This is a genomic window from Rathayibacter caricis DSM 15933, assembly GCF_003044275.1.
GTDB lineage: Bacteria > Actinomycetota > Actinomycetes > Actinomycetales > Microbacteriaceae > Rathayibacter > Rathayibacter caricis.
The window spans coordinates 1907522-1925626 of the sequence record NZ_PZPL01000001.1 but is presented as its reverse complement, the minus strand read 5'-3'; the positions used below and the strand labels follow the sequence as shown (position 1 = coordinate 1925626).

The window sequence follows — 18105 nt, the reverse complement described above, 5'->3', positions numbered from 1 at the left end:
CCCTGTCTACACTCGGGAGGCGAACGACGAAGGAGTGTGCGCGATGACCGCGACAGCGAACCACCGGTCCGACGTCCGTGAGCGCTCCGCCGCCGGGCGTCCGCTCCTCTGCACGGTCGTGGCCCTGCTCGTGGCCGCCGCCGCCGTGCTCGCCGGGGCCCCCGCCGCGGTCGCCGAGGACCCGGCGACCCTCGGCTCCTCCCCCGTCCTCGACTCCGTCGGGGCCCTCGCACCGGGTGAGGCCGCGGAGATCGAGCAGGCCGCGTCGCGCCTGTACGAGCAGCACCGCGTCCAGCTGTTCGTCGCGTACGTCGACAGCTTCACCGGCGTCTCGGGCGACGAGCGCTGGGCCGACGCGACCGCGGAGCTGAACGGGCTCGGCGACGACGACGTCCTCCTCGCGGTCGCGGTCGGCGCCCGCCAGTACCAGGTCTCGGTCGCCGACGGCTTCGCGCTCGACGACGCGCAGCTCTCGTCGCTCGAGAGCGACGACATCGAACCGCAGCTCGTCGAGGGCGACTGGGCCGGAGCGGCGGTGGCCGCGGCGGACGGCATCGGCGAGCGCCTCGACGCGCCGACCGCCGGCGAGTCCCTCGGTCGCGGAGCGACGATCGTCCTCGCGGTCCTCGCCGTCCTCGTGGTCCTGGGCATCGTGATCCTCCTCCTCGTCCGCCGCTCGCGCCGCCGGAAGGCCGCGGAGGCCGTCGAGGCCTCGATCGACGAGCTCGCCACCCGCGCCGGATCCGCTCTCGTGCACGCCGACGACGCCGTGCGCACCAGCGAGCAGGAGGTCGGCTTCGCGGAGGCGCAGTTCGGCTCGGACGCGACCGGGCCGTTCCGCGAGGCGCTCGTGACCGCCAAGCGGCTCCTCGGCGAGGCCTTCGGGCTGCAGCAGCGCCTCGACGACGCCGAGCCCGAGACCGACCAGGAGCGCCGCGACGGCTACTCCCGGATCCTGCAGCTCTGCGCCGACGCCGAGCAGGCGCTGGACGAGAAGGCCGAGGCGTTCGAGCAGCTGCGCGACCTCGAGAAGAACGCTCCGGAGGTGGCGGTACAGCTCGCCGCGCGCATCGAGGCGGTCGCGGTCCGCATCGCGCCGACGCGCGCGATCCTCGGCGAGCTCGCCGTCTCCTACTCCCCCTCCGCGATCGACGACGTCGAGGACGACGCCGACCAGGCCGAGGACCGACTCCGCTTCGCCCGTGACGGCGTCGACGGCGCTCGCGAGGCCCTCACCGCCGGTGACACCGGGCGCGCGGCCGTTCTGCTGCGCTCGGGGCAGCAGGCGGCGGAGCAGGCGTCCGGCCTGCTCGACGCGGTCGCGACCCGCGCCGCCGACCTGCGCGAGGCCGAGGCGACCCTCGCCGCGCGCCTCGCCGAGATCCGCGCCGACGTCGCCCAGGGCCGCACGCTCGCCGCCTCGGCCGACGCGTCGGATCCCACCACCGCTGCCCTCGCGCAGAACATGGGCGCCGCGATCGCACAGACGGAGGCGTCCCTCGCTCAGGTGGAGCGCGCTGCCGCTGTACGCCCGCACGATCCGCTGGCCCTGTTCGCCACCCTCTCGTCGGCCGACGCCGTGATCGACGCGGCCGTCGGCGGCTACCGCGACGCCCAGGCCCAGCGGGAGCGCGAGCGCGCCGCCCTCGCGGCCGAGCTCACGACCGCGCGGAGCCGCGTCTCGGCCGCCGAGGACTTCATCGCCGCCCGGCGCGGGGCCGTGGGCTCGCTCGCGCGCACCCGGCTGACGGAGGCGGTCCGCGCCTCCGAGTACGCGGCGCAGATCGCGCCGACCGACCCGCGCGAGGCGCTGGCCTCGGCGCAGCGCGCCTCCGCACTGGCCCAGGACGCCCTGCAGCAGGCCCGCTCGGACACGAGCCGGTACGCGTCGCCGACCGCCGTGGGCAGCCCTTACGGCGGGAACACCACCGGGGCGTTCCTCGGCGGGATCCTCGTCGAGTCGCTGCTGGGCGGCGGGCGCCGCTCCGGCTACCGCTCCGGCGGGTTCGGCGGCGGTTTCGGCGGCTCGTCGGGCGGCGGCTTCGGCGGCTCCTCCCGCCGCTCGAGCGGCGGCGGCTTCGGCGGCGGCTCCCGTGGCGGCGGCGGACGCCGCGGCGGCGGCGGCCGCTTCTGAGAGTTCTCACACCTCTGATCGACACGACATCCCACGACGCAAGGAGAGACAGCATGGCCCAGAGACAGTCCATCTTCGGACGCATCGCGCAGCTCGCGAAGGCGAACATCAACGCGCTCCTCGACCAGGCCGAGGACCCGCAGAAGATGCTCGACCAGATGGTGCGCGACTACACCGAGAGCATCCGCGACGCCGAGGCCGCCATCGCGCAGACCATCGGCAACCTGCGCCTGCTCGAGGACGACTACCGCGAGGACGTCGACAACGCGCAGGAGTGGGGCGCCAAGGCGCTCGCGGCGAGCCGCAAGGCCGACGACCTGCGCACCTCCAGCAGCACCGGCGACGCCGACAAGTTCGACGCCCTGGCCAAGGTCGCGCTGCAGCGCCAGATCCAGTCCGAGAAGGAGGCGAAGGACGCCGAGCCGACGATCGCCTCGCAGACCGAGGTCGTCGACAAGCTCAAGTCGGGCCTGAACCAGATGCGCGAGAAGCTCAACCAGCTCTCGTCCAAGCGTGACGAGCTCATCGCCCGCTCGAAGACCGTCGAGGCGCAGTCGCAGGTCCAGGACGCGATCAAGAGCATCGACATCATGGACCCGACCAGCGAGGTGAGCCGCTTCGAGCAGAAGATCCGCCGCGAGGAGGCCCGCGTGCGCGGTGCGGAGGAGCTGGCCTCCTCGAGCCTGGACGCCCAGTTCGAGTCGCTCGAGGACCTCGGCGAGATGACCGAGGTCGAGGCGCGCCTCGCGGCGCTCAAGTCCGGACGCCCGCAGGACTCGATCGGTTCCTGAGCGCCGGAATCGGCGCGGCGGTCGCGATCGCGGCCGCCGCGCCGTCGTACCGTTCGCGAAGGCTGGCAATCCTCATGGTGCGGTGGGCACCCCCTGCCCGTAGTCTTCGAAGAGGTAGCCCAAGAAACCGGTCGCCGCACGCCACGACCGGCCCCTACCGGCGTGGTGAACCAGGAGCGGACCGGGCCGTGCCTCACGAGGCCGAGTCGGGGGTCGCTCTCCACGAGGCCGTCGACGCCGATGGCCGCCCCGAAAGAACGAGGCACCCCGTGAGCGTTCCCACCACCCTGTCCGACGGCGGCTCGACCGCCCAGAGCGGCAGCGAGGCGAAGCCCGTCTCTCGCGTCGTCCGGACGCGTCCGCGCGCCGACGGCCGCATCAACCCCACCACCGAGTATTCCGGCCTGCTCAGCACCGTCCGCGACGCGGGCCTGCTCCGTCGCAGAACCGGCTTCTACTACACGATGTTCGCCGTGCTGGTGCTCGCCCTCGGCGGCATCGTGACCGGCTTCGTCCTGCTGGGCGACTCCTGGTTCCAGCTCCTGCTGGCCGCCGCCCTCGGCATCGTCCTCACCCAGTTCGCGTTCCTCGCGCACGAGGCCTCGCACCGTCAGGTGTTCGAGTCGGGCAAGGCCAACGACGTCGCGGGGCGCACCCTCGCGAACCTCTTCGTCGGCATCAGCTACTCGTGGTGGATGCACAAGCACAGCCGGCACCACGCGAACCCGAACGTGCTCGGCAAGGACCCCGACATCGAGCGCGACGTCATCTCGTTCACCAGCGAGGACGCGGCCCGCTCGCGCGGCCTGTACGCCTGGCTGACCCGCCGCCAGGGCTACGCCTTCTTCCCCCTCCTCCTGCTCGAGGGCCTCAACCTGCACATCCACGGCTTCCGCACCGTCTTCGGCCGCGGCAAGGTCGACAAGCGCTGGGTCGAGATCTCGATGCTCGTCGCCCGCGTGGGTCTCTACCTCGCGGTCATCTTCTGGGCGCTGCCGCTGGGCATGGCGTTCGCCTTCCTCGGCGTGCAGATGGGCGTCTTCGGCCTCTACATGGGCGCCTCGTTCGCTCCGAACCACAAGGGCATGCCGCTGCTGCCGAAGGAGGCGCGCGTCGACTTCCTGCGCCGTCAGGTCCTCACCTCGCGCAGCATCAAGAGCACCTGGCTCACCGACCTCTACATGGGCGGTCTGAACTACCAGGTCGAGCACCACCTCTTCCCGAACATGCCCCGCCCGGCCCTGCGCCGCGCCCAGGTCATCGCGAAGGAGTACTGCGCCACCCACCAGATCCCCTACACCGAGACCTCGCTGCTCGAGTCGTACGGCATCGTCGTCCGCTACCTCAACCGCGTGGGCCTCTCGGCCGGCGGCGACCCGTTCGACTGCCCGGCCGCCTCGGCCTACGGCCGCTGAGCCGCACCGCCCGAACGACGAAGGCCCCTGCTCCGATCGGAGCGGGGGCCTTCGTCGTTCGCGTTCCGTCGCGGATCGGCGCGCTCGGGTCGGCGGATGCACGCACCTCGCCGCGCACGCGTCCTGAGACGCACGGAGGCCCGCCCCGCCGGTGAGGGCGGGACGGGCCTCGGGGAATGCGCGGAATCAGTTGTCGGAGCAGAGGATGAGCGTCGACGTGACGTTGCCCGCCGTCTTCGCACCCGTCCCGGAGTAGCCGGTGGGCAGGGTGGCGACCGCGTTGAGCACGAAGGCGACCGAGATCGACAGCGTGGTGCGGAACGCGATGGTCGCGCCCGCCGGCACCGCCGCGGTCAGGGTGATCTGACGGCTGGTACCGCTGAGGACGTTGACGGTGGCGGTGCCGCCGGAGACCGAGAACGTGCCGATGTTCGCGATGCCCGAGCCCGTGATGGTGACCGTCGTGCCGACCGGCAGCGGGGTCGTCGCACCGGCCCGGAGGGTGAAGCCCGGGCCGAGGAGTCCGAGTGCACCGCACGTGCCCTCCAGCTGGAAGGCGCCCACGTCGACGATCGACGCGGCGGCGGAGGGGGTCGCGACCGCGACCGCGACGACCGGGACGGTCCAGGCGGCGGCGGCGGTCACCGAACGGCGCGAGACGATGCGCTCGGCGTCCAGGGGGGCGGGAGTGGAATCGTGGGACACGGTGGTGCCTTTCTGTCGAGGGGCCGAGGCCTCCGGCGTGCACGCTTTCCCGCTGTCGAGCGGACGGTCGCGGAGGTGTACGGGAGCGATGCTTCCCAGCGGGCACCCCTCGATCAAGGCGCACGAGCTTGCCCCCCACACGCGGGTCATCTGCGAAATCAAGGGGGTGCGCCGCGACCGGACGGCGGCCTAGCGTGACGCTATGAGCAGCTCCGACAACGACATCGAACCGACCCTCGTCGACCCCGAGCAGACCCCCTCGCCGACCGAGCTTGAGACCGCCGACGGCACCACCGCGGGCCTGGACGAGGTCGGCCGCCCGTCCCCCGACGGACTCACCCAGGACGGCGACGCGGAGAACCCGCCGCTGCCCGACTGGGGCCCCACCGACGGCATCCACGGCACCGACGCCGACCCCGACGGGACCGCCGGCGCCACCCGCTGACCGCTCCCCGCGAGGGACCTCGCCGGGCTCCTGACGCCGTCGCGATCAGGACCCGACGAGGTCCCTCCGTGTTCGCCCGGACGTCGCCGCGACGCCCGACGAGCCGCCCTACACTGGCGGAATGCAGCCGAAAGAACGCGCCCTCCGGGTGATCTCCTACAACCTCCGGGAGCACCGAGCGCACGTCGAGATCGCTCCGCTCGCCGCCCGCCACGACGTCGACGTCCTCTGCCTGCAGGAGTGCGACACCACGAAGCTCCCGCAGGAGCTGGGCGACCTGCGCCTCGCGACCGTCACCGCCCGCAACCGGCTCGGGCTCGCGATCTACTACTCGCACGCCCGCTTCGAGCTGGCCGGCAGTGCCGCCTTCGAGCTCAGCAAGTCGATGCACGACCGTGTCATGTCCCCCGCTCACGAGCGCCTGCTCGCCGTCCGGCTGACCGATGAGCAGGGCGGATCGATCGCCGTCTCGTCCTTCCACGCGGCCCCCCTCTCGGCCGGCAACGCCCTGCGCCGGAAGCAGATCGACGAGGCGCTGAACCGGCTGCGCGAGTACGCGCCGGACACCCCCTCGCTCATGGTCGGCGACTACAACTACCCCTGGTTCTTCCGCGGACTCGACCGCAAGATGACGCGGAACGGCTACCTGGTGTCGCGGAGCGACTCCCCGACCTACGCCCGCTACCGGTACTTCAGCGGGCACTTCGACTTCGCGATCAGCGACTCCATCCGCATCGAGCGAGTGTCGACCCTGCCGCAGGGGCTCTCGGACCACCTCCCCGTCCTGGTCGACGCGCACTACTCCGCGGCCGACGCCTGAAGCCCGGCGAGCAGGATCCTGCGCGTCCCGCCCGCACCCACCTCCCGCTCGGGTGACGCTCGGTAGGCTCAGGGGGTGACGACCCTGATCCTCGCCCGGCACGGAGAGACCGTCTGGCACTCCGAGAACCGCTTCGCGGGCTCCTCCGACATCGCCCTCACTCCTCGCGGACAGGACCAGGCGGCGACGCTCGCCTCCTGGGCCGTCGACGCCGACCTCGAGGCGGTGTACTCGTCCACGCTCGTGCGAGCGGTCCGCACGGCGGTCCCGGCCGCCCGCGCGGCGCACCTCGAGGTTCATCCGGACCCCGCTCTCGTCGAGGTCGACTTCGGCCAGGGCGAGGGGCTGACGACGGCCGAGATGGAGAAGCGCTTCCCGGACGCCTACCGCGCGTGGGTCGCCGCTCCGGCGATCCAGCCGATGCCCGGCGGGGAGTCGGGGCTCGACGCGGTCGCCCGCGCCAACGCCTCGCTCGCCCGGATCCACCGCGACCACCCCGAGGGCCGCGTGCTCGTCGTCGCGCACGGCACCCTCATCCGCCTGCTCCTGTGCGCCTACCTCGGCATCAACCCCGAGACCTACCGCCACACGTTCCCCGTCGTCGACAACGTGTCGCTGACGACGCTCCGCTGGGACGCGACGGGCATCGGCCTGCTCGGCTACAACGTCCCTCCCGTGCAGAAGCAGCGGCGCTCGAGCTGAACGACGTGCGCGAGGCGCCGCGCCGCTCGGGCGGTGCCGGCTCGATCGGCCTCGTGCTGGGCGCGGTGGCGAGCGTGCAGCTCGGCGCGTCCTTCGCCGTCCTGCTCTTCCCGGCCGCGGGTCCGATCGGCACGGTCACCCTCCGCCTCGTCTTCTCGGCGCTGGTGCTGCTCGTCGTCTGCCGCCCGAGGCTCCGCGGCTACACGCGGGCCGACTGGGGCACCGTCCTGGTCTACGGGCTCGCCCTCGGCGGGATGAACGCCTGCTACTACGAGGCCATCGCCCGCATCCCGCAGGGCGCCGCCGTCACCCTCGAGGTCCTCGGCCCGCTGACCCTCTCGGTGATCGCCGGCCGGAGCCTGCTCAGCCTGCTCTGGGCGGGTCTCGCCCTGGCCGGGGTCGTCACGCTCTCGCAGGGCGGGTTCGGCTCGCTCGACCCGGTCGGCGTCGCGTTCGCACTCGGCGCCGCGGCGCTCTGGGCGACTTACATCGTCTTCGCCGAGCGGACGGGCGGGCGCTTCCCCCGCCTCGACGGGCTGGCGCTGGCCCTGGCCGCCGGCGCGGTCGTCTCGCTGCCGTTCGGCATCGCGACGGCGGGGCCCGCGCTGATCCTGCCGCCCGTGCTGCTGCTGGGCTTCGCGGTCGCGGTGCTCTCCTCCGCGGTGCCGTACGCGCTGGAGCTGCTCGCGCTGCGGCGCCTGCGCTCGTCGACCTTCTCGATCCTGATGTCGCTCGCTCCGGGTGCGGCCGCCCTGTCGGGCTTCCTCGTGCTCGGCCAGCGGCTCACGGTCGTCGAGGCGATCGGCATCGGCCTGGTCGTCGCCGCGAGCGTCGGCGCCGTCCGCTCCGCCTCCCGCTGACGGGCGGATCGGAACGACCCCCTCCGTTCGCGGTGATATTTCGTTAGGCTAACTATGTGCCTCACGATCCCACCACCACCGCCCTCGCCGGGGAGCTCCGCATCGCGGTCGCGCGCCTGGGCCGCCGACTCCGCCAGGAGAAGGGCCGGCACGAGCTGAGCGACGCGCAGCTGAGCGTCCTCGCCCTGCTCGAGCGCGAGGGCCCGCGCACCCTCGGCGAGCTGGCCGAGGTGGAGCGCGTGCGCCCGCCCTCGATGTCGCGCACGGTCGCCTGCCTCGTGGACGACGGGCTCGCCGAGCGCCTGGGCGACCCGGCCGACGGGCGCGTCGTCCGACTCCGCCCCACCGAGGCGGGATCCGCGCTCGTGCACGAGGTGCGCCGCAGCCGCGACACGTGGCTCGTGGCCGGGCTCCGCGAGCTCTCCCCTGCTCAGCAGTCCCTGCTGCGCGACGCCGCAGCCCTCCTCCGCGAGGTGGCGGAGCGATGAGTGCGATGTTCCGCTCGATGGCGGTGCCGAACTACCGCATCTGGTTCGCCGGGGCGACGGTCTCGAACATCGGCACCTGGATGCAGCGCACCGCCCAGGACTGGATCGTCATCAACGACCTGACCGACCACGACGCGACCGCGCTGGGCGTCACCATGGCGCTGCAGTTCGGACCGCAGCTGCTGATGGTCCCCTTCTCGGGTTTCATCGCCGATCGCTTCGACCGGCGGCGGCTGCTCATGGCGACCCAGGGCGCGATGGGGGTGCTCGGGCTCGGCCTGGGCCTGCTCGTCGTCACCGGCGTCGTCCAGCTCTGGATGGTCTACGTCTTCGCGCTGCTGCTCGGCTTCGCCGCGGCGATCGACGCACCCGTGCGGCAGACCTTCGTCTCGGCGCTCGTCGAGGAGAAGGACCTCTCGAACGCGGTCTCCCTCAACTCCGCCTCGTTCAACTCCGCCCGGATGATCGGGCCGGCCCTCGCGGGCGTCCTCATCTCTGCGGTCGGGTCGGGCTGGGTGTTCCTGCTCAACGCCGCGAGCTTCCTCGCCGTGCTGCTCTCGCTGCGCTTCCTGCACCGCGACCAGCTCCGCTCCGCTCCGCGCGCCACCCGAGGCCCGGGCGCGCTGCTGGAGGGGTTCCGCTACGTGTCGCGGCGACCGGACATCATCGTGGTGCTGATCATCGTGTTCCTGATCGGCACCTTCGGCCTGAACTTCCCGATCTTCGCCTCGACGATGGCCACGGTGGAGTTCGACATGGGTGCGAGCGAGTTCGGCCTGCTGTCCTCGGCGATCGCGGTCGGCTCGGTGATCGGCGCCCTGCTCTCGGCCCGCCGCGACCGGCCCCGGCTGCGGCTGATCGTCGGAGCCGCCTTCGCGTTCGGCGTCGCCCTCGCGCTCTCGGGTCTCATGCCGACCGCGTGGTCCTTCGCGATCGTCCTGCCGCTGGTCGGCGTCGCCGCGCAGACGCTGATGACCTCGGCCAACGGCTTCGTGCAGCTCTCGACCGCCCCCGAGATGCGCGGCCGCGTGATGGCGCTCTACATGGCGATCTTCGTCGGAGGCACGCCGATCGGCGCTCCGCTCATCGGAGCCGTGGCGAACGGCCTCGGCCCGCGCTGGGCGATCGCGGTGGGCGCCGCCTCCGGGCTCGCCGCGGCGGCCGTCGGGCTCGGCTTCCACCTGCGGATGCGCCGCAGCGCAGTACCTCCGGCTCGCGAGAACGCCTCCGGCTCGCAGGAACCGGACGATCCTGCGAGCCGAACGGGATCCGACGAGCCCGAGGTCGGCTCCGCCGTCAGGCCTCGCGCGTGATCTCGACCCGCACGAACAGCTTCGACGAGTGCGGGCCCGCGTACACGCCCCGCAGCGGGGCGATGTCGTTGTAGTCGCGACCGCGGCCGACGATGACGTGCCGGTCTCCGATGTCGATCAGGTTCGTCGGGTCGTAGCCGCGCCACGCTCCTCCGCAGAACCACTCGACCCAGGCGTGCGACTCCCCCGTCACCGTCTCGCCGATCTCGGCGTTCGGCTTGGGGTGGAGGTAGCCCGAGACGTAGCGGGCGGGGATGCCGACCGCGCGCAGCGCCCCGAGGACGATGTGCGTGATGTCCTGGCAGACGCCCTTGCGCGCCGTCCACGACTCCGTCGCCGTCGAGTGCACGCCGGTCACGCCCTGCTTGTAGGTCATTTCGCGGCCGATGCGCTCGGCGATCGCGAGCGCCGCCTCGCACGGACCCGCCGACTCGTCCGCGAGCGAGCGTGCGAGCTCGACGAGATCCTCCGGAGGCGCGGTGCGGACGGTCTGCTTCGACTGCTCCACGTACTCGGTGAGCGTCTCGACCTGCTCGGCGAGCTGCTCCCAGCCGTACGGGTGCTCGGGATGCGCCTTCGGGCGCACCTCGACCAGCGACGTCGCCGTGAGCGAGAGCTCCTGGTGCGCGTCGAGCACGTCGAACGAGGACACCCGGGTGCCCCAGTAGTCGGTGTACGTGTGCGCCGAGGTGACCGGCCGGATGTCGAGGTTCGAGAACAGCACGAGCTGCCCGTCCGAGGACGCCGGCAGCATCCTCGCCTCGTTGTAGGACGCCACGACGTCTCCCCGGTAGGTGAAGCCCGTGGTGTGCTTGATGCGCAGCCTGCTCACAGCGCCTCCCCGATCCAGCTCGGCATGACGTTGGTGGGGAAGTAGCGCTGCCGGATCGCCTCGGACGCGGCCGAGGTCGCCTCCTGCACCCCGTCCATGTGCCGCGGGAGATCCTCGAGGATCTCGGCGATCGGCCGGTACTCCAGCTCGCTCCGGATCTGACCCAGTACGCGCTGGGCGTCGCCGGTGTGCCCGACGCGGCCGGTGCGCGGCTCGATGTCGCGCATGCACATCTCGGCGCGCGAGATCGAGAAGAGGATCGACCGCGGGAAGAGCCGGTCGAGCAGGAGGAACTCCGCCGCGTTGCGCGCGCTCGGCACGCCGCGGTAGGTGCGGAGGTACGCCTCGTACGCCCCGCAGGAGCGGAGGATCGTGGTCCACGACGGGCCGCTCGCCTCGGTCAGCGACCGGGTCGCGAGCAGACGCGCCGTCATGTCGGCCCGCTCGATCGAGCGGCCCAGCGTGAAGAACTGCCAGGCCTCGTCGCGCGAGGTCGCCGACTCGATGATGCCGACGGCCAGCGCCGAGCGCTCGCGCACCCAGCTGAAGAACTCCGACACCCGCTCGCCCGACACGCGGCGCGGCATCCGGGTGCGGGTCGTGTTCAGGCACTCCCACAGCTCCGTCGACACGATCTCGCGGGCGCGGCGGGCGTTCTCGCGGGCGGCGCCGAGCGAGTAGGCGATGGAGGCGGGGTTGGTGCGGTCGATCGCGAGGATCGTCAGCACGTCCGCCCGCGTGATCTCGCGCATGTCGTCGGGCGGGGTCGAGCCCATCACCGACAGCAGCGAGCGGCACGCGGTGTCCTCGTCGATCCACGGATCCTCCAGCAGGAGCTGGAGGTGGACGTCGAGGATGCGCGCGGTGCCGTCCGAGCGCTCGATGTAGCGGCCGATCCAGAAGAGGGACTCGGCGATCCGGGAGAGCATCAGTCCTCCTCCCCCGCGTCGCGACCCTGCTGCTGCTGCTGCTGCTGCTGCTGCTGCTCCTGGTCGGAGTTCGGGGCGTCGTGCGGCGAGTGGTCGGGGGTGTGGTTCAGCGGGTAGACGATCGGGATCGAGCTGGTGACCGCGGCCTGCTCGGCGACGAGGCCCTGGATGTCGTGCGCGTCGGGCTCGCGGTCGCGCTGCGACTCCAGGCCCACCACCCAGGTGTCCTTCGAGCCGCCGCCCTGCGACGAGTTCACGACGAGCTGGCCCTCGGGCAGCGCCACGCGGGTGAGGCCTCCGGGCAGCACCCAGACGTCGGTGCCGTCGTTGACCGCGAAGGGGCGGAGGTCGGCGTGACGCGGGCGCATCCCGTCGTCGACGAGGGTCGGGATGGTCGACAGCTGCACGACCGGCTGCGCGATCCAGCCGCGAGGGTCGGCCTGCAGCCGTGAGCGCAGCTCGGCCAGCTCCTTGGCGGAGGCGTCGGGGCCGACGACCAGGCCCTTGCCGCCGGAGCCGTCGACCGGCTTCACGACGAGCTCGTCGAGGCGGTCGAGGACCTCCTCGAGCGCGCCCGGATCCTCCAGGCGCCAGGTGTCGACGTTCTTGATCACCGCGTCCTCGCCGAGGTAGTAGCGGATGAGGTCGGGCATGTAGGTGTAGACGAGCTTGTCGTCCGCGACTCCGTTGCCCACCGCGTTGGCGATGGTGACGGTGCCCAGGCGGGCGGCGAGCATGAGCCCGGGCGAGCCGAGCATCGAGTCGGCGCGGAACTGCAGCGGGTCGAGGAACTCGTCGTCGACGCGGCGGTAGATCACGTCGACGCGGGTCGGGCCCGAGGTCGTCCGCATGAACACCTTGCCGCCGGTGCAGAACAGGTCGCGGCCCTCGACGAGCTCGACGCCCATCAGCCGCGCGAGCAGCGTGTGCTCGAAGTAGGCGGAGTTGTAGACACCGGGGGTCAGGACGACCACGGTCGGGTCGTCGACGCCCTCGGGCGCCGACGCGCGCAGCGCCTGCAGCAGCTTGTTGGGGTAGTCGCCGACGGGGCGGACGCGCATCGAGACGAACAGCTCGGGCAGGGTCTGCGCCATGACGCGCCGGTTCGAGATGACGTACGAGACGCCGGAGGGGACGCGGACGTTGTCCTCGAGGACCCGCCAGCCGCCGACCTCGTCGCGGATGAGGTCGATGCCCGAGACCTGGATGCGCACGCCGTTGGCCGACACGATGCCGGCCGCCTGGCGGTGGAAGTGGCTGGAGCTCGAGATGAGCCCGGCCGGGATCACTCCGTCCTTGACCGCGTTCTGCGGACCGTAGACATCGGCGAGGAACGCCTCGAGTGCACGGACGCGCTGCTTGATGCCGCTCTGGACCTCGTTCCACTCGGCGCGCTCGATCACGCGCGGCACCGCGTCGAGCGGGAACGGCCGCTCCTCGCCGGCGAAGTCGAACGTGACACCCTGCGCGAGGTAGGAGGAGGCGAGCGCGTCGGTGCGACCGCGCAGCTCCTCCTGCGTCATCCGCGCGAGCGAGGAGTAGATGTCGCGGTACGCCGAACGGACCCCGTCGGGGCCCTTCGTCGCGGCGACATCAGCGAACATCTCGTCCCAGGGCGGGGCGCCGGCACGTCGGCGCTCGACCTTCTGGGACCCGTAGCCGTCGAAGAGGTCACCCATGGCACGACTCTAGTCCGGGGCGTATTGCGGGGATGTTTCGCGGGGTTCCGGCGGGGCTGGTGAGCCCGGCGGGACGGCGATCTCCGCCTGCGGAGGCAGCCGGCGATGCGGAACATCAGTGGAGAGAGGGGGATGTCGGCTGACAGCCGAAAGCGACCCTTCTCAACTGACGTTGCGCCGACGACGGGTCGAGGCAAGCCGCTTCTTCGGCGCTCCCGGCGAACCGCAGGCACCGCGCCTCCGGGGCACCCGCCGGACGGACCACCTGCGGAACATCAGTGGAGAGAGGGGGATGTCGGCTGACAGCCGAGAGCGACCCTTCTCAACTGACGTTGCGCCGACGACGGGTCGAGGCGGGCCGCTTCTTCGGCGCTCCCGGCGAACCGCAGGCACCGCGCCTCCGGGGCACCCGCCGGACGGACCACCTGCGGAACATCAGTGGAGAGAGGGGGATGTCGGCTGACAGCCGAGAGACCCCCCTCTCAGCTGAGGTTGCGCGAGTCGAGCCCTGCGAAGGGGCCCGCGAGGCCGTGACGCCGGCGCTGGGGCGCGGTCCAGAGATGCTCCTGGCGGCGGATCAGGGACAGGAGCGCCTCCTCGGTCCTCGGCCAGTCCTCGATGATCTGGTGGTTGTCGAGGCGGATGCAGAGGAACTCCTGCCGCGCCAGCTCGAGATCCCGGCGTCGGTCCTCGCGGAACTGCTCGAAGCTCCCGTGGTAGCGGTATCCATCGCTCTCGAGGACGAGCCGATCACCGACGATCTCGTCGACGAAGCCGACGCCCGGGACGGGGACCTGGGTGCGCACCCGGACTCGGCGTCGGCGCAGGCTGAGGCGGGTCTTGGTCTCGAGACCGGACTGGCTGCTGCCGTCGACCCTGTCGAAGAGGGCGCGCTTGCCGGGCGGCGCGAGCGCCTGCAGGTCCGCCAGCTCTTCGACCGGGAGGAGCCCCCGGTTCAGGGCCGAGTCGATGGTGACGATCGCGTCGTCTTCGCGGACGCAGGTCACGAGGTGCAGGATCGCCGCTCCGATGCCGTCCTGCGACAGGGAGCGTCGACCGTGTCCCGGCCAGCGTCGCCAGTGGCCGACCTCGCCTCGCCCGAGCTCGTGCACCGAGGACGCGCCGAGGGCGACGTGCAGGGCGGGACGCTCGACAGTCCACAGTCCGAGGTGACGAAGCAGCGACACGCAGGTGAGCACTCCTCCCGCCCGCACCGCGGCGAGCTCGATCGGCGGCACACCCGCAAGCGCGTACACGCCTCGACGCACACGCACGAGGAGTCCGTCGTCGAGGGCGCGCTGCACGACGGCACGCGGGATCGCCGAAGCGGTGATGCCCCGGGTGGTCGCGAAGCCGCCGCCGGCCTGGAGGAGAGAGACGAGCCCGTGCATCTCCGAGATCGTTCCGGAGATCGTGTCACTCCGGGCGGGAAGGGCTGCAGTCCGTGGACGGATCGACGTCGAAGCCGTCCGGGGAGGAAGCTCACGACTTCTCTCGGCTCGAGCGCGCACGGGGACGAGCCGGCAGAGGCGGGTGCACTGTGCCGCGCCGCCGCCCCCGGTCGAGCGGAGAACCTCGACCACGGACGGGCCTCTACGACCCGCTTCGGACGTGTGCGGCGCCCGCAGCGGACGCGGTCATCGCACGACGCCCGCACCTCGGCCCCGCCCGCCGACGATGACCGAGGCGGTTCAGCAGCAGCGACCGCAGACCACCGATCGAGGAGATCACATGACAGAGAAGCCCACCCCCGGCGCCGTCCAGCGCCGCACCGTCGTCGCCGGCGCCGCCTGGACCATTCCCGTCGTCGCGACGGCGGTCGGCGCGCCGCTCGCCGCCGCCTCCATCACGACTCCCCCGCAGCCTCCCGTCTGCAACCAGTTCCCACCCGCGTCCACCTGGACGTGGCAGGTCCCTCGCTCGGGCTTCATCTCGTTCCCCTTCTACTTCCGCGACGGCGAGCGCTTCGCCAGCTCAGCGGACGCGACCCCGGGGTTCGGCACGGCGACCATGGCCGTGCTCACCACCCTCGAGGTCGTGCAGGGCAAGCGCTACCACTTCACGATGCCTGCGTTCTCCAACCCTGTGGGCTCGCAGAGGCAGGCACTCAACGTCTACCTCAACGGGCAGCAGGTCTTCGCCGGCACGACTCGGCCTCTGCCGGGAGTGGAGTACATCCCGCCCGCCGGGAACACCTACCACTACGAGTGGACCGCGAACGCGACCGGCCCCGTCCAGGCCGTTTTCGAATGGATGATGCCGGACACCGCCGGGCTCAACCCGCCGACGAACCAGGACATCAACTTCACGCGCCCGACCGTCACCTGCCTCTAGGAGTCGCGAGTCCGCCGACGGCCGTCCTCCGGTCCGTCGGCGGACACGTCCGCAGCAGCGGTGCTCCTCGGTCGATCTCGCCAGTCAGACGGCGGTGTCCCGCTGCGCTGCAGCGCGCCGCAACGCCCGGGGAGACCGGAACCCGGCGAGACGCGCAGCGTCCCCCGGAGGCAGCGGCGCCGGAGCACTGAGGAGTGCGTGCGCCCGCGCGAGGCGCGCGTCGCGGAGCGCGGCGCCGGGAGTGGTCCCGCGCCCCTGGAAGATCCTCCGCAGATGCCGCTCCGACACCGCGAGCTCGCGCGCGAGTGCGCCGGCCGAGAAAGCGGGGTCGGCCGCGTGGAGCGCGAGGGCGTCGAGCGCCCGGCGGTGCAGCAGCGCCTCGCTCGACGACCGCCCGACGAGGCGAGGGGCGAGTGCCTCGTCGAGGAACCCGGCGAGCAGGCTCGTCGTCGCGAGCCGGAAGGACGCGAATCCCGCGGCGTCCGGATCGAGTCCCGCGTTGAAGGCGGCGTTGACCGCGGCGAGGAGCACGGGGCGGAAGGACGGGGCGGCGTCCGCGATCACGACTCCGGATCGCAGCACGTCGACCACCGCCGGCGAGAGCCCCGACCCCACGATGCGGATCTCGAACTCGAAGCGCGCGAGGCGATCGACCGCGGTCAGCGCGAGCGGCCCTCCTTCCGGGGAGACGACGAGATCGCCGGAGGCGATGGCGTGCGTCGTGCCTCCGAGGCTGACCTCGGCGTTCCCGTCGGCGATCACCTCGGCGAACAGCACGCCGGAAGCCGCCGCCCGCTCAACGCAGGCCGCGGTGTGCCAGACCCGGGCGACACGGAAGTCCGCCGCCGCGACCTCGTCCGCGATCAGGTGGGACGGCCCGTCACCGGAGACACCTCGCTCCGCGAGCCAGGCGGACGCCGCCGCGGCGAGGAGCACGTCCTCACGGGGAGCGCGATCGTTCGAGTGGTGCATGACGGTTCTCCTCGGTCGTGCGAGCGGCGGCGGGCCCAGCCGAGGAGAGTGTGCTCCGTACATCAGACGCGTATGGCCTCAAGGGAGAGAACCGGACATGCAGGGAGCCATGAGCGGACATGTGCGCCGGCTACTGCAGGGCTGTTCTCTCGCCGATCCGGGTCGAGCCGAACGCCCGTTCCGTGCGGTGCAGCGGCTGGGATCGTTCACACAGTGCTGAGAGCGTCCGTCCTCCTGGCGGACATCCGCTACGGGCGTGGCGCCGCCGGGGGACATGGCGACGCCGGAGAGGTAGGCGATCTCGCCATCCGTCGCGTCGTCGTCCTCGTCTCGCGCTGCGATCCAGACGATCCGGTCGAGTTCGTGGATGTTCGCCACTCCGTCGTCACTCGACGGCCGGTCGCCGCCGCTTCGTCGGGCTCGGAGAGCACCGATGCGCGAGACGTCCGAGACTGCGAGGAGGTGCTCGCAGGAGCCCCGCAGCGGCGGGACCCTCTGGCGCGCAGAGCGACGAGCGATCATGGTTCCTCCCTTCGTGGAAGCTCCAGCGCTCATCGACCGCACTTTCTGCTCTGTAGAGCGCTCATCGATCGACCGGCTCGGCGCCCGTCGACCTCACCGGCTCGCGCGCAGCGCCTCGTTCATCGCGCGGACAGTGCGGAAGCCCGAGCGGCGGGCGATCTCGAGACGGTCAGGGCCCGTCCGCCCGGGGTGCAGGGCGAGGTGCTGCCGGGCGAGGTCTGCGCGGGCGGCGCGGATCTCGGCCAGGGGCGTCGCTCCGTGCTCGGCGAAAGCGCGGTGGAGGTGGCGGTCCGAGACGAGGAGGCGGTCGGCGAGCCCCGCGACCGTCAGGTCCGGATCCGCCGCCTCCTTCGCGATCAGCTGCAGCGCCTCACGACGCAGCGTCTCCTCGGGCGTCGTCGCGGTCGGTCCGCTCCGCAGCGCCGGGAGGCCCGCCGCCAGGTTCTCGACGGCTTGCCTGAAGGCGGAGAAGCCGGCGTCCTCCGGGCGGAGGGAGGAGGAGAGGGCGCTGATCGCCGTCGCCACGAGCACCTCGCGGAAGGGCGTGCTGATCGCGTCGAGGGTCTCGATCCGGTGCCGGGCGACGTCCGGCGGCCAGAGCCCGGGGCGCGAGCGGATCTCGATGCGGGCGCTGGCGACCGCCCCCTCCAGGGTCCAGGGCCCGCTCGAGGGGAGCAGCGCGACACCGCCCGGCTCGAGGCCGACCGACTCCGTCGCTGTGGAGAGGACGATCGCGCCGTCGATCTGGATCACCGTCCCGCTGCTGGGGTGCTGAGCCGAGCGGCCGACACGAGCCGGGGTGTGCCAGACGCGGAGGAGCTCGAAGGGTCCGTCGACGAGCCGGTCGGCGAAGAGGTGGAAGGGGCCGCGGGGCTCGCACCAGAGACCGCGGCCCTGCAGCCAGCCGACCGCCGCCGCGTCGCGCAGGGCGAGCGAGCGCTCGGCGAAGGAGTCGCGCCGGCCGCGGGCAGGGGGCCTCGTCGACATCAGCAGCTCGGTCACGGATCCATGAGAGCGCACTCGCTGCGGCGGATCGACGAAGTGCGCGAATCAGACGGCGCATCGTGCGCATTCCCGACAGGAACTCACTTCCATCCGCCGACCGGCGCCGCTCCGGGACACGATCGCTCCGCACCGCTCCCGGTGCCCACCTCGATCTCGAAG

Annotated in this window: 17 protein-coding genes; 10 read left to right on the top strand and 7 right to left on the bottom strand. The window is 72.2% G+C overall.

Going from position 1 to position 18105, the window contains the following annotated elements; genetic code table 11:
* Positions 1-43 precede the first annotated feature (43 nt).
* From C1I63_RS19435 to C1I63_RS08840, 3 genes are all read left to right on the top strand, one after another.
* On the top strand, positions 44-2134 hold the full coding sequence (locus C1I63_RS19435) for a TPM domain-containing protein (protein ID WP_170116358.1): 2091 nt from the start codon (positions 44-46) through the stop codon (positions 2132-2134).
* Positions 2135-2187: 53 nt separating this feature from the next.
* Positions 2188-2925 (top strand): PspA/IM30 family protein, encoded by a 738-nt coding sequence (locus C1I63_RS08845; RefSeq protein WP_107574554.1) that lies wholly within the window; start codon positions 2188-2190, stop codon positions 2923-2925.
* 377 nt (positions 2926-3302) lie between these two features.
* Complete coding sequence (locus C1I63_RS08840; protein ID WP_055788897.1) at positions 3303-4340, top strand: fatty acid desaturase family protein; 1038 nt, start codon at positions 3303-3305, stop codon at positions 4338-4340.
* A 186-nt stretch (positions 4341-4526) separates the two neighbouring features.
* Here C1I63_RS08840 and C1I63_RS08835 read toward each other — a convergent pair whose 3' ends face one another.
* Positions 4527-5045 carry a hypothetical protein gene (locus C1I63_RS08835; protein WP_146168417.1) on the bottom strand — a complete coding sequence of 173 codons (519 nt, stop codon included), beginning with the start codon at positions 5043-5045 and terminating at the stop codon, positions 4527-4529.
* A gap of 202 nt (positions 5046-5247) precedes the next feature.
* On the opposite strand from C1I63_RS08835, the gene C1I63_RS08830 reads away from it, so the two are divergent.
* From C1I63_RS08830 to C1I63_RS08805, 6 genes are all read left to right on the top strand, one after another.
* On the top strand, positions 5248-5490 hold the full coding sequence (locus C1I63_RS08830; protein WP_107574553.1) for a hypothetical protein: 243 nt from the start codon (positions 5248-5250) through the stop codon (positions 5488-5490).
* A 121-nt stretch (positions 5491-5611) separates the two neighbouring features.
* On the top strand, positions 5612-6310 hold the full coding sequence (locus C1I63_RS08825) for an endonuclease/exonuclease/phosphatase family protein (RefSeq protein WP_055786805.1): 699 nt from the start codon (positions 5612-5614) through the stop codon (positions 6308-6310).
* A gap of 75 nt (positions 6311-6385) precedes the next feature.
* Positions 6386-7012 carry a histidine phosphatase family protein gene (locus C1I63_RS08820; RefSeq protein WP_055786801.1) on the top strand — a complete coding sequence of 209 codons (627 nt, stop codon included), beginning with the start codon at positions 6386-6388 and terminating at the stop codon, positions 7010-7012.
* 5 nt (positions 7013-7017) lie between these two features.
* Positions 7018-7872: an EamA family transporter gene (locus C1I63_RS08815; protein ID WP_211315602.1), complete on the top strand. Its 855-nt coding sequence runs from the start codon at positions 7018-7020 to the stop codon at positions 7870-7872.
* A 56-nt stretch (positions 7873-7928) separates the two neighbouring features.
* Complete coding sequence (locus tag C1I63_RS08810; protein WP_107574552.1) at positions 7929-8360, top strand: MarR family winged helix-turn-helix transcriptional regulator; 432 nt, start codon at positions 7929-7931, stop codon at positions 8358-8360.
* Positions 8357-9673: an MFS transporter gene (locus C1I63_RS08805; RefSeq protein ID WP_107574551.1), complete on the top strand. Its 1317-nt coding sequence runs from the start codon at positions 8357-8359 to the stop codon at positions 9671-9673. The genes C1I63_RS08810 and C1I63_RS08805 overlap by 4 nt, the downstream gene beginning before the upstream one ends.
* On the opposite strand, the gene C1I63_RS08800 is transcribed toward C1I63_RS08805, so the two are convergent.
* The 4 genes from C1I63_RS08800 to C1I63_RS08785 form a co-directional block, all read right to left on the bottom strand.
* Positions 9657-10505 (bottom strand): transglutaminase family protein, encoded by an 849-nt coding sequence (locus C1I63_RS08800; RefSeq protein WP_055786795.1) that lies wholly within the window; start codon positions 10503-10505, stop codon positions 9657-9659. The two genes, C1I63_RS08805 and C1I63_RS08800, sit on opposite strands and share 17 nt — an antisense overlap.
* Positions 10502-11434 (bottom strand): alpha-E domain-containing protein, encoded by a 933-nt coding sequence (locus C1I63_RS08795; RefSeq protein ID WP_055786784.1) that lies wholly within the window; start codon positions 11432-11434, stop codon positions 10502-10504. The genes C1I63_RS08800 and C1I63_RS08795 overlap by 4 nt, the downstream gene beginning before the upstream one ends.
* Positions 11434-13113, bottom strand: coding sequence for a circularly permuted type 2 ATP-grasp protein (locus tag C1I63_RS08790; RefSeq protein WP_107574550.1), 1680 nt, complete (start codon positions 13111-13113; stop codon positions 11434-11436). Before C1I63_RS08790 ends, C1I63_RS08795 begins: the two co-directional genes overlap by 1 nt.
* Before the next feature lie 482 nt (positions 13114-13595).
* Positions 13596-14504: a type IV toxin-antitoxin system AbiEi family antitoxin domain-containing protein gene (locus tag C1I63_RS08785; RefSeq protein WP_107574549.1), complete on the bottom strand. Its 909-nt coding sequence runs from the start codon at positions 14502-14504 to the stop codon at positions 13596-13598.
* Between the two features lie 340 nt (positions 14505-14844).
* Here C1I63_RS08785 and C1I63_RS08780 point away from each other — a divergent pair, with 340 nt between their 5' ends.
* Entirely contained in the window at positions 14845-15447 is a 603-nt protein-coding gene (locus C1I63_RS08780; protein WP_107574548.1) for a hypothetical protein, read from the top strand.
* A gap of 84 nt (positions 15448-15531) precedes the next feature.
* Here C1I63_RS08780 and C1I63_RS08775 read toward each other — a convergent pair whose 3' ends face one another.
* The gene (locus tag C1I63_RS08775; protein ID WP_107574547.1) at positions 15532-16419 is read right to left on the bottom strand and encodes a helix-turn-helix transcriptional regulator; all 888 of its coding nucleotides are present in this window, start codon (positions 16417-16419) and stop codon (positions 15532-15534) included.
* A 615-nt stretch (positions 16420-17034) separates the two neighbouring features.
* The gene (locus C1I63_RS08770; RefSeq protein ID WP_107574546.1) at positions 17035-17943 is read right to left on the bottom strand and encodes a helix-turn-helix domain-containing protein; all 909 of its coding nucleotides are present in this window, start codon (positions 17941-17943) and stop codon (positions 17035-17037) included.
* Positions 17944-18105 lie beyond the last annotated feature (162 nt).